The organism is Pseudoalteromonas sp. SCSIO 43210 (genome assembly GCF_054133285.1).
Genome location: NZ_CP087225.1, coordinates 1,822,989 through 1,838,414, shown reverse-complemented (window position 1 = coordinate 1,838,414; position 15,426 = coordinate 1,822,989). Strand labels below are relative to the sequence as shown.

The 15,426-nt window shown below is 38.8% G+C and carries 10 protein-coding genes; 6 read left to right on the top strand and 4 right to left on the bottom strand.

Features of this window, described 5'->3' with window-relative positions; all coding sequences use genetic code 11:
• Positions 1–142: 142 nt before the first annotated feature.
• Positions 143–4,162: a rhombosortase-dependent M36 family metallopeptidase gene (locus tag LOS73_RS07885; RefSeq protein ID WP_457934789.1), complete on the bottom strand. Its 4,020-nt coding sequence runs from the start codon at positions 4,160–4,162 to the stop codon at positions 143–145.
• A gap of 133 nt (positions 4,163–4,295) precedes the next feature.
• Between LOS73_RS07885 and LOS73_RS07880 the strand changes: the two genes are divergently transcribed.
• Positions 4,296–4,796, top strand: a complete 501-nt coding sequence (locus LOS73_RS07880; RefSeq protein ID WP_007376654.1) for a hypothetical protein — start codon at positions 4,296–4,298, stop codon at positions 4,794–4,796.
• A 22-nt stretch (positions 4,797–4,818) separates the two neighbouring features.
• Here the strand turns inward: LOS73_RS07880 and LOS73_RS07875 are convergent, their stop codons facing one another.
• Complete coding sequence (locus LOS73_RS07875) at positions 4,819–6,261, bottom strand: sensor domain-containing diguanylate cyclase (RefSeq protein WP_081824537.1); 1,443 nt, start codon at positions 6,259–6,261, stop codon at positions 4,819–4,821.
• A gap of 454 nt (positions 6,262–6,715) precedes the next feature.
• Between LOS73_RS07875 and LOS73_RS07870 the strand changes: the two genes are divergently transcribed.
• The 5 genes from LOS73_RS07870 (at position 6,716) to LOS73_RS07850 (ending at position 13,306) form a co-directional block, all read left to right on the top strand.
• Positions 6,716–8,527 (top strand): glycoside hydrolase family 3 protein, encoded by a 1,812-nt coding sequence (locus LOS73_RS07870; RefSeq protein ID WP_033028654.1) that lies wholly within the window; start codon positions 6,716–6,718, stop codon positions 8,525–8,527.
• Between the two features lies 1 nt (position 8,528).
• Positions 8,529–9,260, top strand: a complete 732-nt coding sequence (locus LOS73_RS07865) for a 5-oxoprolinase subunit PxpA (protein WP_007376657.1) — start codon at positions 8,529–8,531, stop codon at positions 9,258–9,260.
• A gap of 299 nt (positions 9,261–9,559) precedes the next feature.
• Complete coding sequence (locus LOS73_RS07860) at positions 9,560–10,252, top strand: 4'-phosphopantetheinyl transferase family protein (RefSeq protein WP_149606720.1); 693 nt, start codon at positions 9,560–9,562, stop codon at positions 10,250–10,252.
• A gap of 447 nt (positions 10,253–10,699) precedes the next feature.
• Positions 10,700–12,766 carry a TonB-dependent receptor gene (locus LOS73_RS07855; protein WP_033028653.1) on the top strand — a complete coding sequence of 689 codons (2,067 nt, stop codon included), beginning with the start codon at positions 10,700–10,702 and terminating at the stop codon, positions 12,764–12,766.
• Positions 12,767–12,844: 78 nt separating this feature from the next.
• Positions 12,845–13,306 carry a hypothetical protein gene (locus tag LOS73_RS07850; RefSeq protein WP_008139338.1) on the top strand — a complete coding sequence of 154 codons (462 nt, stop codon included), beginning with the start codon at positions 12,845–12,847 and terminating at the stop codon, positions 13,304–13,306.
• 260 nt (positions 13,307–13,566) lie between these two features.
• Here the strand turns inward: LOS73_RS07850 and LOS73_RS07845 are convergent, their stop codons facing one another.
• Complete coding sequence (locus LOS73_RS07845; RefSeq protein ID WP_033028652.1) at positions 13,567–14,370, bottom strand: heme ABC transporter ATP-binding protein; 804 nt, start codon at positions 14,368–14,370, stop codon at positions 13,567–13,569.
• Positions 14,371–14,373: 3 nt separating this feature from the next.
• Entirely contained in the window at positions 14,374–15,426 is a 1,053-nt protein-coding gene (locus tag LOS73_RS07840; protein WP_033023434.1) for a FecCD family ABC transporter permease, read from the bottom strand.

The window sequence follows — 15,426 nt, the reverse complement described above, 5'->3', positions numbered from 1 at the left end:
AACATAGATACAAAAACTTTTGCCTAGTTCTAGCGTAATTTTCTTAACGTTAAATAGTCCCCATATATAAGCAGATTGGTATTAATCAAATAAAAAAGCCCCTGAATAAATTCAGGGGCTTTTAAATAACGTTTATTTAAACTTATTTACTAACGTTTTTACGACGTCTGTTAAACCACACTAATGGGGTAAGTAATAAAGCAATAAAGCCAACACTACCACCGCTAGATTTCTTCTCGGTTACAGGTACTACAGGAACAGCTTCATTTTTTACCATTACTGTACTTTGCTGAGCTACAGTTGTCGTCCCATCACTTACCGCAACCTCAAATACAAGTTCTTCATCTGCATTTATAGAGCCAGGTGTGAAAGTCAATATTGCTGTATCTATACCCGACAGTGTTGCCGCTGTACCACTAACTTGCGTCCAAGCATAAGTTAATGCATCACCATTTCTATCTGTGGCAGTCGCTGTAATAGTGCCAGTGCCAGATTCAGTTATTTCTGCTGAATCACTCTCAACAAGTAACAATGGCATCGCGTTATCACATGATGTTGCAGCGTCTCCTGCGACTACTTTGGAGAATACAGGCGATAACACGTTAGACATTGTTAGATTATCAATCCACCAACCAAAATCAGCAACAGCCGAATCAGATGAAATACGGAAACGAATTTTAGCTTGGTTGCCATTTAAAGCATCGCCAAAATTAATTGTTTCGTAGTTGCCAAAAGCCCCATCGTCTTGAATATTACGTCCTGTAAATGTATTTCGCTCTTGGAGTGCTTGAGAGGTATTTTCAATTAGTGGGCCGTTATAACCAACACTAAATTCCCCACCCACTTGCGTTACATCCGTCCACTCGCCATCATTAACACTAATTTCTACAACACCACCATCCCAATTCTCTTCAATGAGGTAAAGGTGCCAAAATGATATTTCAAAATCACCTGAGTAACCTATTTCAAACGATTTAGACTCAACCGCCACATCAGTTTGGAAGCTATTGTTATTTAAAAACATTGCCTGAGCGCCTAAGGCAAAGCCCGCAGCATCAAAAGTGGTTATATTGCCACTGTTATCCATGCTCTGCGTACCGATAGCAGCATCCCCACCAAACATTACATTTTCGTTTAAATCAAATAATGAGGCAGCCGACACTTCCATATCATCTGAAACAGTAGCACTGACAGGTGCTTCATCTTCAAAATCTATATTTACAGTGAATGAAATTGAATCTTCTAGTGCTTCAACAATATCATCATCCGTTTCAAGCTCAGGGAAGGTTACTGCTATTTCTAATGTTTCAGCGGTGCCTGCATCATTTAAAGTAATAGTGATAGCGTCACTTGTTGATATTGCAAATGGTGCTGTTTCAGCAAAGGTAACTAACCCATCATTTTCAAGTGTTACATCATGATCGCTGATTACCGTTAACTGCGCTTTAGTCCCTGTTAAGGTTTCACTACCACGGTTAACAATGCTTACACTAATAGAACCTGTTTCACCTTTATCTAGAATATTATCGTTAGTACAATAACCAAGCTCAGCACCGTTATATGCGTTATTAACTATCACGTCGCTTAACGCGAATGTAGCAAGCTCAGATTTATCAGATTCAACAACCCCCGTTAAATCATCACTGAAACGCTCTGGCGATTCAGCTCCTAATCCCATGCCACGCTTAGCAAATGCTCCTAAAATTAATTTATAATCGGCAGGTTCAACAGCATAAGCAGCAGCTAAGATGGCATCACGCGCTTCAGTGTAAAGCGGAGCTACTGGCGTTAATTTATAGCCAGCAACAAGGTAGTCAGCCATGCGGTTTTGAGCTTCCTCAAAACCATGCTCGTTAATTAATGCTACATAACTTTCCCATAACATCGTTGCCCAAATTTCGCCTGCGGCATGTGGCGAAGCTACGCTTGTTGGTGTAATTCCAATATCAGCGCCTGCATTTTCTGTAATATGGCGGAATGATAATGCATTTACTTCGGTATCAGTTGAGTAAGGTACGCGACGAATACCGTAATAAAAGTCCTCTACAAATGTACCGCTACCATATGCCTTTTGGAATTTATCATTGCCTGTAATGTTAATATCATCAGCTTTAGCAATAAACATGAGTGAATGGAAGTCCCCCCAACCCTCGCCCATTGCGCGACCTTGGAAGTTAATTAAACCAGATGAGTTACCCACTAAACGGTTACTGATATAGTGTCCCCACTCATGAGCAATAATACCATTATCAAACGTACCATCTTTTAATGTTGCTTTAGTAAACATATCTACAGAAACAGTATCGCCCGCAGCCATTAAGTCATACATAGCATGACCATCAGCGTAATTTAATCCCATATTTGGAATAGTAACTGCATCATCTTCACCGCCCATTGGCGCTGGCTCATCTGTGTCTGGGTCATTATTCACAACAATTGCTGCTATTGCGCCCGCATTTTGTGCATTTTTTACTTTAATTGTGAAAGAACATGAGCCGCGATCGACTAACGCTATTTTACCTGCAAGATCTGCGGCATTTATAGCAGGCTCACACCCATCATTAATACTTGTTGAATCGGCTGTATTACCATCGTCTAAGCGAACAACATCCCCTTTAATATCACTAAATTGATATTGACCAAAGCCTGACTCTTGTGTTGAATCTAATAAACCTAAAGTCGCATGCGAAGTAACTGTAATACCAAAATCAACACCGACTTGTGCATCTTTACTATTGTATAAATACATTTGCATACGAGGGCTTGCACCATCTGCAGGTGTCGACATATTGGCATTGTTACGTCCTGAATTATCCTGCGCTTGTGCTTCAATTGGATCGCCTTCTATGCCTCCACGTTCAAAATTAGATAGCTGCGCAACATTTGATGTTTCATCAAAGCCGTGATCGTAGAAAAAATCATGTAAAAAGTTATTCATATAAAATAAATTAACAATTGCGGCTTTTCGATTAGCGTAACTATTAGCAACTTGATCTACTTGGTACGGATAATCAAATGTCAGATCGGCTGTGGTGTCAGCTGTAAAGTCGCCTTCACTAAAATCTTGTGGCGCAACAACATCAGCATAAGCAAATACATTGTTGCCCGATGTAGTCGTAGCATCATCAGCTAACCATGGATCCATTGTGCTTAATTTACTGTAATAAGATAACGCAACCATTGGCGCGTCTAAAATTTCAGTTTCATCAACTTGATCAGGCCCATCAGCTGGAATTACATCACCATGAGGGCTTTCCATTGGGTAGCCATCTTGATTAGCATACACGCGATAATTAAAGTCGGCTGCATGTGATTTCAAGTCTTTCTTAAAATAAACTTTGTTATTTTGAGTGCCAATTACATAGCTATAATAGTCGCTTTCAAGCGCATTTTTATCCGCAACTTCGACTTCAACATAATATGCTGACTCTAATTGTCCTGCGACTTCAAAAAATACTTTCTTCGCGCGGGGTTCACCTAATATAATTTTAGAATCATCACCTGAGGTGGCCTGATATTTAGCATATCCACCTTCTTCGCCAATCTTACGAAGCGATGCATTAATACCAGCCAATTCCAAAAGTGCAGATTGAATGCTTTGCTCAGCATTTACAAAGCCACTCAGAGCCGCAAATGATTTTTCAGCTGACGACGTATCCGCAAAATAACCAGAGCCAGCCACAAGGTTAAACTCTTTATCCATTATTAAGTTGAATTCACGATTAAAAACATCAATACCATGAACCTGCTGTTTATACTTTGCGACTATTGAGCCTCGCTTTTGCTCATGCAAATCAGTCATTACTGCTGATGATATTGTGCTTTTCTGACTGCTAATACCAGTTAGAGATTCTAAATAAAGATCCGCTGCATATTGGTTTCGTTTTGCAGGCTCAATAAGCGACATATTTGGCGCCTTTTGCCCCACCGCTTGCCATAAAAATGTGGCTTTACCCAATTGTTTGTCATAAATAGAACGATGACCAGATACTGTCGTTCGCTCAGCTAGTGCGCGTTGCTGCATTGCCGCTGGTGTTATTGCTTGAGTTTGAGAGTTTGCAGTTACATCAAAGTATTGCGCTGATTCAGCTGCGGTTAGTTGTCCTGCGGATAAAGTAGCTGCAACAATTGTTGCTACTGTGGTTAGTTTGAAATTAGACATAAAACACCCTGTTTATATTTTGTAATTTTTGTTTATTAAATGTATTTTAAATGTAATACCAAATGACAGTAGCAATAAGTCGTGTAAAAAAAAAGCTAAAAAACTCTATCTTGTATAATAAAAAGGTAAAAATATGAAACCGCCGTATTTAATAATTGCATTAATATTAACTGCTTCAGGCACTTTGACTGCCTGTAATAACAGCAAAGAGCCAGCTGCTGCAGCCGTACAACAGTCTGAGCCTCAAACTCCAACACAGGTCAGCATAAAAAATAAAACGGCAGTAGAAGATGTTAGCCAAAAAATACATCTGCAAGCAAATAGCATTATGTCATCAGGCGATAAATTGATTTTTAACTCAGAGGTATTGAAAAAGGGGGATATTGTTTTTAACCAAACGATGCAACAAAAAGGGGTCGTTACAGGAACACTTGTTCTTACGCTTGCATCTGATTTTGTACCAAAGGATTTAGCCAACAACTTTAATTTAATACGCTCGACTGCGCATAACTATATGTTACTAGTCACTCAAGACGATAATATAAAAGCCGTTGCTAAATCATTGAGTGCTTATTCTGATGTAAAAAATGTCGAAGTATCCGTAAATTACTCACCTATAGAAACCCAATTTTAAATACTGATGGTTCTATAAGTCGTTAATTTTTATCAGCTATTACACAGCAGTTTCGGCCGTGATCTTTAGCGTAATAAAGTGCTTTATCCGCATATTTGTACACTTGGTCTATATCGTTACTGTGCTCAGGCCAGGTTGCAATACCTATAGAAATAGTAATAAATCCAATAATGTCCATGTTTGTTGAGGCAACGGTTGTTCGTAGTCGTTCCGCTATTTTAAAAGCACTTTCGCTGTCTTCATTTGGTAATATGAGTACAAACTCTTCACCACCAATACGCGCTACAACATCATCCTTTCTGGATAGTTTTTTTATAATATCGGTGAGTGTTTTTAGTGCTTCATCACCTTTATGGTGGCCAAAGGTATCATTTACACGCTTGAAAAAATCGATATCAATTTCCAATATTGCAAATGGAATTTGCTTAAGCATAAGTTGATTAAGTAATCCGTTTAAACTTCTGCGGTTATGCGCCCCTGTAAGTGGGTCTGTTTGTGCATCATGGCGTAATTGGCCTATTTGAGTTTGTAAAATACTCACACCTTTTAACATGGCAAGCTTTAACCTCTGGCTTTCAAAATACCATGCTTTTATATTCTCAAAATTTTCAAAACTAGCCGGGTTATCAAGTGTATTTACTTTGTTTGCGAGTTGTTTAAGCGGCCTAGAAATAAAATGAGCAAAAAAGCCTATAAGTATAAAAGTAATAACCGCCATTGGTAACGTACGTTTGATAACTTCTATAATCAATGTATCAAGTGAGGCTAAGGTATTTTTAACTGGACGTTGCGCAATAACTCCCCAATGTGCTTTTTTTACTGGGGCGTAGCCTGCTAGCATCTCAACATTTTGGCTGCTTTTAACATTCGCAATCCCTCCTTTTCCATTAATAACATCATCTATAATTGCGTTATTATTTACATAGGTGCCGATACGAATATGATCCGGATGATAAAGTATGCGTTTATAAGAATCGACCACATATATATGTGTCCCTTCATCGTAATAATGTTGATCCAGTAAATCATTCAAAATGCTGCGCTCTTTTAAATAAAGAGATCCACCAAGATAGCCTAAATAATTCCCTGCATTGTCAAATAACGGATGGGAAATAAAAATTATCAAATTACCTGCGGCTGACATATAAGGTTTACTAATGAGCGGGCGCTTTTCTTTCAATGCTTGTATTGCGCCTGGAGAAGAAATTGTTTGCTCCATTATTTGCGGTAAAACAGGAGACGTCGCTGCAATAATACCGTTCTTGTTTATCACTACAGAATTAAAACTATTTGTTTGTAAATTTAATCTGGTTACTTCTTCTTTCAATAATTTTTCATTATTTATTTCTTGCTCTATTATTTTTGCTGAATAAGTAAGTTGCTGCATTGCAGCTTCTAAAAAATTATCGGTTGCCGAAGCCAACTTATTTGCATAAGCATAATTGCTTTTTAGTGTGTAATTCATTAACTGCTCTTTTTGCACTTGATAAGTAGAATAAAAACTACTTACTAGAGTGCTCAACGAAGCAGAAAATGCTAAAAGCAGAATGAGTAACCTTAGATTAAGTGCAGGTAGTAATTTGTACAGCAAATGTATATCGTCCACAGTACAAGGCAGTTAAAGCTTGCACTTATTATTGTATATAAAGCCTACAATTATACCCTCTTGAAAACTTATAATCTAATGTTTACAAAGACAGAAAAAATATATGTAAGTACTGATTTTCATTAAATTTAACGATATAAATTTTATCTATTCGTTACAATACGTTAATGGCTTTAGTAAAGAAAAACCATGTTTTGCAGTTGCACTAAAAAGTAGATAAGCTGCACACACTTATCTATTTTATTTAGCTTTGGAGTGTGTTTTGCTAAATAAGTATATTGTGTCGTCTATCGTTTTTTTATCTGGGTGCTTCATGCCAATACAATCCTCGTTCGCACAACCTGTACTTTCTCTTGAACAACAGCTTGGTCAAAAGCTCATGCTTGATTTTCGCTATTTTTGCGAACAAGGTACGAATAAACAATGCAGAACACCATTAACTCAATTACCAGATAAGCTTGCACACATAATTGCAAAGCATAACATTGGGGGGGTTATCTTGTTTTCTGAAAATATCCAATCAATAGAGCAAACTATTACACTGAATGCTCAACTGCAAAATGCAGCAAGTAAATCGAGTAGTAAACTACCGTTATTTATATCCATAGATCAAGAAGGTGGACGAGTAGCTAGGTTACCGCGTGATCTAGCTACTTCATTTACTGGCAACATGTCGATTGGTGCAACATATAAAAAGCACGGAACAAGCTTCGCTACAAAAACGGCAACGGTTATTGCTAAAGAGCTAAGTTCTTTGGGTATTAATGTAAACTACGCGCCTACTATCGATGTAAATATGAACCCAGATAATCCGGTAATAAACGTACGCTCTTTTGGAGAAGACCCTGTTTTAGTTGCCAAGCTTGGTGCTGAACAAGTTGCAGGATTTGAAAGCAATGGGGTTATTACGTCGTTAAAGCACTATCCTGGGCACGGCGATACCAGCGTCGATAGTCACACTGGTTTACCTATGGTAAGTCATGAAAAAGAGGTTATTTACGCTCAAGATTTAGCACCATTTAAATACATTATTGCAAAGCAAAATCCCGGTATGATCATGACGGCGCATATTCAGTATCCTGCGCTAGATAGTACAACGTTTGTAAGCGTTGATGGAAAAACCATGATAAAACCTGCAACGATGTCTCGTAAAATAGTAACCGACATTTTACGAGGAGAACTAAATTACCAAGGTGTTGTAATAACTGATGCGCTTGACATGGCTGGTATTAGCCATTTCTTTACACCCACTCAAGCGGTAATTAATACATTTTTAGCTGGTGTTGATATTGCACTAATGCCAATTGAAATTAGAACGCCAGACGATTTAATAACGTTGGATGAACTTATAAAATCACTTGCCGCAGCGGTTAAATCAGGGCAACTTGATGAGCAAGAAATAGCTAAATCAGCGCAACGTATAATATCACTTAAAAATAAGTTTAGATTAAACACTCATTTGGACCCTATCAGCGCACTTATAAATGCAAAACAAACAATTGGCAGTGCAGCACATCGTGAAATAGAAGCGCAACTAGCTGTGGAGGCTATAACGCTAGTTAAAAATAATAAAGACACTTTACCGCTTAGCCTTAAAACAGATCAGCATATTCATATTATTATGCCTGACACACGTAAGTGTATGGCAATGCAACAAGCCATTGAAGCTATAAGCACTCAAGTGCTTAACTATACTTGTAGCAGCCTGCAAGGTTTTAACCCGCAGCAAGCACATATCGATATAACCACTGCCGATATAATAATTGCAGGTAATGCGACACCAAACCAAAGTGCGGTAGAAATTGGCGGCATGGATGATTTAAAAGACGACGCTAATTTTGCACTCAATAATGCACAGCAGCCAAAAGCACTTAAATCATTACTCAGTTTTGCTAAAGCCAATAATAAAAATACCGTATTTATAAGCTTAAGAGCCCCTTACGATATTGCTGAATTTGGCAACTACGCACAAGCTGTACTTGCATCCTACGCATATAATATTGATGTCGATAAAAACGATGTTGTATCTGGCCCTGCTTTTACCGCGCTTGCAAAAGTACTACTTGGGCAGTCACCCGCCAATGGTGTATTACCTGTCACTATAAAGCAGCAAAAGGCGCACTAATATGAAACTTAACTGTGATTTAGGCGAAAGCTTTGGCGCATGGAAAATGGGCCTTGATAGCAGCGTAATGCCACATATTGATATGGCTAACATTGCCTGTGGTTTTCATGCCGGCGATGCCGATGTAATGGCAAGCACGCTCACTCTTGCAAAACAATATAACGTACAAATTGGCGCTCACCCGAGCTACCCAGATCTGCAAGGTTTTGGTAGGCGCTCAATGAATCTTAGTGCAAGCGAGCTAATAAACTGCCTACATTATCAAATTGCAGCGGTTGAAGGTATGGCAAAAGTGCAGGGATTAACACTTAGCTACGTAAAGCCACATGGTGCGCTTTATAACGACATGATGGCTGATGAAACAATATTAAACACTGTCATGCATGCCATTGCCATCTACCCAACCCCATTAAAGCTCATGCTACTTGCAACGGCTAAAGCACATAGCCATCAGCAACTTGCCAAAACATACCAATTAACATTAATTTTAGAAGCCTTCGCGGACCGTCAATATACCGATGCAGGACTGTTAGTGTCGCGAAATATTCCTGGTAGCGTGCATAATAAATCGGCACTGATTGCGCAAGTAAAACAACTGTTAACTACAGGCTGTGTAACAACTCAATCGGGAAAGGTATTACCTTTACATGCTGATAGTTTATGTGTGCATAGCGATAACGAAGCAAGCATTGCCCTTATTCAGGAGATCAAAGCTCTGTGCCAAACTCGTTAAACACTCAAAAACTAAGTAACCTGAACTCTGGTTAAGAGATTTACTACGTATTGAATCATGGTGATATTTAACTTTATTTTCTCTAGCCAGAGATTCTCAGTGAAAACAAGGCGAATTTACGCGTCAATAGCTACTCGATATAGATTTATTATCCAGAGTTCAGGTTAATTAATCATGCATATTGTACATTACGCAATGAGCTTAAGCTCAACAAAGGTCATAAACTTTACTTTATTTATTATATTTTTAACGTACCATTGAAGCGCTACTCTTAATTTTAGGAAAAATGCAAATAGCATATGGAACTTTCCCCTTATACGCAGTTTACACCCTACCTTAGCCACAGCACTTTTTGTTGTAAATTTGATAGTAACCACTTTATTGATAGTGACTTTTCGAGTTATCAGATTTTTTCACCGCTGCAACTTCAAAAAGCAGTCACAAAACGAAAGGCCGAGTATTTGGCTGGCCGATTTTGTGCGAAAAAAGTACTAAACGCACTCGGTATTTTCTCTTTTGATATTCTTTCTGGCAATGATCGCGCGCCGATATGGCCTGATAAAGTTATCGGTAGTATTACCCACACTCAAGGGATTGCAATGGCAATGGCAATGGCCTCTCAGCGCACAGATATCGCTGGCATTGGTATTGATATCGAACAGCTAATGAGCGCAAAACAAGAGCGAGAGCTACAAGAACAAATTTTACACCCTAATGACTATCCTCAGTTTAGATTGTTCGCAGAGCAGGTATCACACCCGTTAACCATTATCTTCTCAGCAAAAGAAAGTATTTTTAAAGCTTTGTACGCAAGTGTGAAACAATTTTTTGGCTTTGAAGCGGCTACGCTCATTGCCTTTAATGAACAACAACTGCAATTTAAAATAACCCAAGCACTTTCACCGCAAGTGCCTAAAGACACTTACTTAACCGTATTTTACCAATGTGACAAAAATATAGTGCTCACAGAGTGCGAATTCAAAAATTCCTAGTTATACCAACCTGCATAAATCTTTGAGCAATTTAACGAATTAAATTGCACTATACGTCGTTAAAATTTTTATTTGAAACAACTAGATAAAAAATTTGTCTGGGACCTGTTTATCTTTCGAGGTTAAATTTCAGCTGTATGCTTGGTATTTAGGCAAGGCAGAGCCTATGTAGTGTGGTTATTTCCCATAAATAGGCGATAACGTTGAATAAATGCCAAACATGCGCTACCAGTAGGGTAACGCAGGAGCCCTTACCAAGCCCACTAGGTTACAAACCTCACGCCGCGATTAAATCGCCCCTAGATTGAAATAACAGCCAAACCACCTCTTTACTGATTAACAATTAAGTTAAAAATACAACATTAATTAACTTTAGTGTTGTATTTTAATACAACCAAATGTAGTATTGAAAACAATTATCATTTACATTTACAAAAAGGAATACCTGTGAAATTTAAGGATGTTTTAATCCCCCTCGCAGCACTTACATCTACTACAGCTTTAGCTAATTCTGATAACAATGACGCAGTGGATCAAATGACCGTTATTGAAGTTACTGGAGAGTTATTATCAAGAAGTCTACTACAAAGTGGTAATAGCGTTGTTGTTTTCGATAGTAAAGAACTTGAAAGCCGCCCCGAGTTAAGAACAGTAAGAGACGTATTAAGCGAAATTCCAAACATCACAATGGTCACTGGTACTGGTAAAGCTCCAACAGTAAGGGGTATTGATGGTACTGGAGCCGCAGAAAACGCGAATGCATTTTTTGCAGGCAGCAGAGCACGCTTAAACTGGCAAATTGATGGTCGTTCAGCGACTTATAACGAAATAGTTTTTGGCGATTTAGGTATTTGGGATCTAGAACAAATTGAAGTTCTCAGAGGGCCACAAAGTACTTTAGCTGGGCGTAATGCAATAGCAGGTACAATACGCGTAGAAACACAAGATCCGACGTTTGAACAAGAGTTCACAATTCGTGCTGAAGGCGGGAATTTAGACCAAAAACGACTTTCAGCTATTTATAATCAACCTCTTTCGGAGCAGTTTTCCTTACGAATTGCAGCAGATCAATTTGAACGTAGTTCATCTGTTGATTATGAATCTTACCCTGGTGTTAAAGACCCTGCTGACATGGAAGGCCGTGCAATTAGAGGGAAATTACTTTATGAGGGCGATGACAAATACGGTACACGCGTGGTTGTCACACTAACCGATAACAAATACAGTGGTCCAAATAGTGAAATCATTGATTATCCATTTGATCAGCGTCGTTCTAACTTTCCGCAACAACCCGTTCATGTTACGCATACTAAAAGCTTAGGCATTGAATACAGCGCATCATTAACTCAACAACTACAGTTAGAAGTAACGGCTTCAGCAACAGACTTTAATTTTGAACGTAAATCTACGCCAGATGGTTCTAAAGCGAATATTGATAACAAAGAGTTTGTGATAGAACCTCGTTTACGCTATCAAGGTGATAACGGCGAACAATGGGTTATTGGTAGTCGCTACTACACTTCAAAACAAGATGATTGGATCCAATTCATTGTAAAACAAAGCTTTACTGATGATTCAGATAATTTTGCAATCTACTCTGAGGGTGCCCTCCCATTTAGTGACAAATTTGAGCTAACGGCAGGTTTACGCTACGAAAAAGAAAACCGCAAACGTGAAGGCGGTGATCCTGATAGAGCGATTGCAAAAATAGAATCCGATAACGACTACAGTGCCTTATTACCTAAGCTTGGGCTCAGCTACCAAGTAAGTGATACGCATATTGTCGGTTTACAATTATCTCGCGGGTATAATGCAGGCGGCGGCGGCATTTCCTTTGGCGCACCAATTGTTAACTATGAATATGATGAAGAGTACGTAAACTCTTTAGAAATCTATGGTCGTCAGCAATGGGCTAATAACAGTATAAGCACATCTCAAAACCTGTTTTATTCGCAATATACAGACATGCAACTACCTTTTGATTTAACACCTGAAAACTCACGTGATGAAGCTTATGTAGTTAGAAATGCAGACGAAGTAACTACTATTGGTTTTGAATTTAATGCCGATTGGCAGATTAATGATCAGTTCAATCTTTATGGTGGTTTTGCACTGTTAGATTCAGAGATCACTGATTATCCAAACTCAGGCCTAGAAGGGAACTCATTACTTACGGTTCCTTCTGCTTCTATGAAATTAGGGACCACATGGCAATCAAATAATTGGGTTGTTAACGTTAGTGGCCAGTACACTGATGGCTGGTATACCAGTATTTCAAACGATGAAGGCGGTAAAACAGACGCTTTTGCGACCTTTGATACAAGTTTGAACTACGTTATCTCTGAGCAAGCTAAAGTGTATCTTTCAGTACGTAATATTTTTGATGAAGATGCTCCTGTTGCATTGTATCCAGGTACAGCACCTGCTGATAGCAATGAACCTGATACTAACTTTGATACAGCAGTATTGACCCAACCAAGAACGATTAGTGCGGGCATACAGTATACATTCTAATCAATCAGATTTTTCCACGGCAAAGCTAAATTATTTGCTGTGGAAAATCTATAAAATCAATAACAAAGGTTATTAAGTATGACAACAATTAAATACGATAGCAGCCTCTGGCCATTAGCTGTAACAGTAGCAAAGGGGGAGTGCACGCTAGCAATGCACTTAGACTCTTTAATATCATGGGATCGTTGGTTTGATAGAGCTGAAGCATTTATTGTAGTGCGTGTTTATACAGATGAAGCATCCTTACAACACCCTAAAGGGGCGGGTCCTGCAACACAAGAATGGCTTAAAAATGGTGCGGCAGAGAAAATGCAACAACTTGTTCAAGCGATGCTTATCGTTGTTCCTGAGGAGCAATATCAAAAATTGCAGAATATGAGCGTTCAAAAAGCCTTTGGTATACCTGGAGCCGTATTTAAATCACTTGATGATGCTAAAACATGGCTACAGGCATCAGCCAAAGAGATAGCGATACCTGAAAATATTGAATTACAAGATGTAGCTACACTTGTCCACTCTCATTGCGGTAATACCAATTAGCTTAATTAAGTGATCTATTTTTAGGTAAGAAAATCGTGTCGATAACAAGGCAACAAAGAGTTAATCGTCCCTCAAAGGGAAGCGCATGTTTGGTCTTTATACTGCATTATCGCCTATTTATGGGCAGTGACCACACTACATAGGCTCAGCCTTGCCTAAATACCAAACATACTGCTGCAAATTTAACCTCGAAAGATAAACAGGCCCTAGTTACCCCTTTATAAAAACACTCAATAATATGTAATCGATACAACTTAAAATCATATATTTGTGAGTGTTTTTTCCGCCACCATAATGTGGGGAAGTACATCTTCAATATCTGTTTGCAGCTTTGCATTAATATTATAAACATTACTTAAATGGCGCTGTGTTAGTACTTCTTCAGGCGAGCCATGAGCAACAACTTTTCCTTTATCAAGCATGTAAATTCGATCTGCAAAGCTCGCAGCAAGTGATAAATCATGAAGAACAGCAACAACTCCCGCGCCTTGTTTTGCCGTTGTAACGGCTTGGTTCATAACTTCATATTGATGATATAAATCTAAGCTAGCAGTTGGCTCATCAATTAATAAATAAGCATTTTTTTGCTGAGTTAAACTTGGCTGTAATTGGCACAATACACGCGCTAATTGAGTACGTTGCTTTTCACCACCAGAAAGCTGAGTAAAGCATTGCTGTGCTAGGTGAGTAATCCCTACGGCTTTCATTGCATCATTAGAGCACTGTTTCAAAGTAGCCTGCGTACACTGTTCTTGATGACTAAAATGCGCCATATCAACAACTTCATTAACGGTGAAAGGAAAATCTAACTCGTAGCTCTGGGTTAATACCGCCCTTAATTTAGCAAGCTCTAGCAAACTATACTCATTTAACTCTCGTTGATTAATATTTATCGTTCCGCCACTTAACGGCAAATCTCCTGATAATGCTTTCATTAATGATGATTTACCTGCGCCATTGGGACCAATGATAACTACAATTTCATGTGGTTTTACATAAAAATCAATATTATCCAGCAACGTTTTATGTTTAATTTTTACGCTAAGTTGATTGCCAATTAACATAGTTCACTTTGCTCCTTGGTAAGTTTTTAGCAGCATAATCAAAAAGAATGGACCGCCAATAGCACTGGTTATTAGACCAATGGGCACTTCTGCTGGTAGCATTATGGTACGGGCAAATAAATCAGCAAGGCTAAGCATTAATGCTCCCCCTAACATACAAGCTGGTAATAAATAACGGTGATCTGGGCCTAATATTAAGCGCATAATATGCGGCACTATTAAGCCAACAAAACCAATAACGCCCGTAATTGCGACGGCTGCGGCAGTGCAAAGTGCCGTATATATAAAAACCTGCTTTTTCAATTTAGTCACATTAATGCCGACATGCTTCGCTTGAGCCTCTCCTAATAAATACACGTTAAGAGGTTTAGATAAACGTAATAAACCAATACAACAACCAATAATAATACCGAGTGTTGGCATTATCATCGCAAGGTGATTCCCCGCCAAAGAGCCCATACTCCAAAATGTTAAATCACGCAATTGTTGCTCATTACTTACCAGTGTTAAGATACCGATAATAGCGTTTACAATCGCATTTACGGCAATCCCTGCCAGTAGTAGACTAACGATAGTAAAACGCCCATTTTGCGCGCCCAACCGATAGATAAACATGCATACCGCTATACAACTCAAAAATGCCCCTACAGGCACCGCATAGTAGCCTAAGTTGTCGCTAAAATTAGCAAACAAGCTTGTTCCTAATACAATAGTTGCTACTGCACCTAACGCTGCACCACTGGCAATGCCAATCAAGCCAGGATCTGCTAATGGATTTCTAAATAAAGCTTGCATTGCAGCACCGCAGGTTGCTAAACCAGCTCCAACAACCATCGAAAGTAGAATACGAGGAAGGCGGATCTGCCAAATTATAGCGTGTTTAAGCTGATCATCTACCGGTTGGGTTAGCATTAGCATCGTCTCGCGCAGCGTTATCACGACCCCTCCCTGACTTAGAGCAATAAAAAATACCAATATACAAATAATAAACAAAACAGGAATAGATAAAACCCGTATCCGTTGTTGCGCTAATAACCTATTTCCTAACGCCAGCAT

Bases quoted from the DNA above. Each gene is read 5' to 3' on its own strand.
- LOS73_RS07885 (WP_457934789.1), bottom strand. From the start codon at position 4,162: ATGTCTAATTTCAAACTAACCACAGTAGCAACAATTGTTGCAGCTACT.
- LOS73_RS07880 (WP_007376654.1), top strand. From the start codon at position 4,296: ATGAAACCGCCGTATTTAATAATTGCATTAATATTAACTGCTTCAGGC.
- LOS73_RS07875 (WP_081824537.1), bottom strand. From the start codon at position 6,261: ATGAATTACACACTAAAAAGCAATTATGCTTATGCAAATAAGTTGGCT.
- LOS73_RS07870 (WP_033028654.1), top strand. From the start codon at position 6,716: ATGCCAATACAATCCTCGTTCGCACAACCTGTACTTTCTCTTGAACAA.
- LOS73_RS07865 (WP_007376657.1), top strand. From the start codon at position 8,529: ATGAAACTTAACTGTGATTTAGGCGAAAGCTTTGGCGCATGGAAAATG.
- LOS73_RS07860 (WP_149606720.1), top strand. From the start codon at position 9,560: ATGGAACTTTCCCCTTATACGCAGTTTACACCCTACCTTAGCCACAGC.
- LOS73_RS07850 (WP_008139338.1), top strand. From the start codon at position 12,845: ATGACAACAATTAAATACGATAGCAGCCTCTGGCCATTAGCTGTAACA.
- LOS73_RS07845 (WP_033028652.1), bottom strand. From the start codon at position 14,370: ATGTTAATTGGCAATCAACTTAGCGTAAAAATTAAACATAAAACGTTG.
- LOS73_RS07840 (WP_033023434.1), bottom strand. From the start codon at position 15,426: ATGCTGGCGTTAGGAAATAGGTTATTAGCGCAACAACGGATACGGGTT.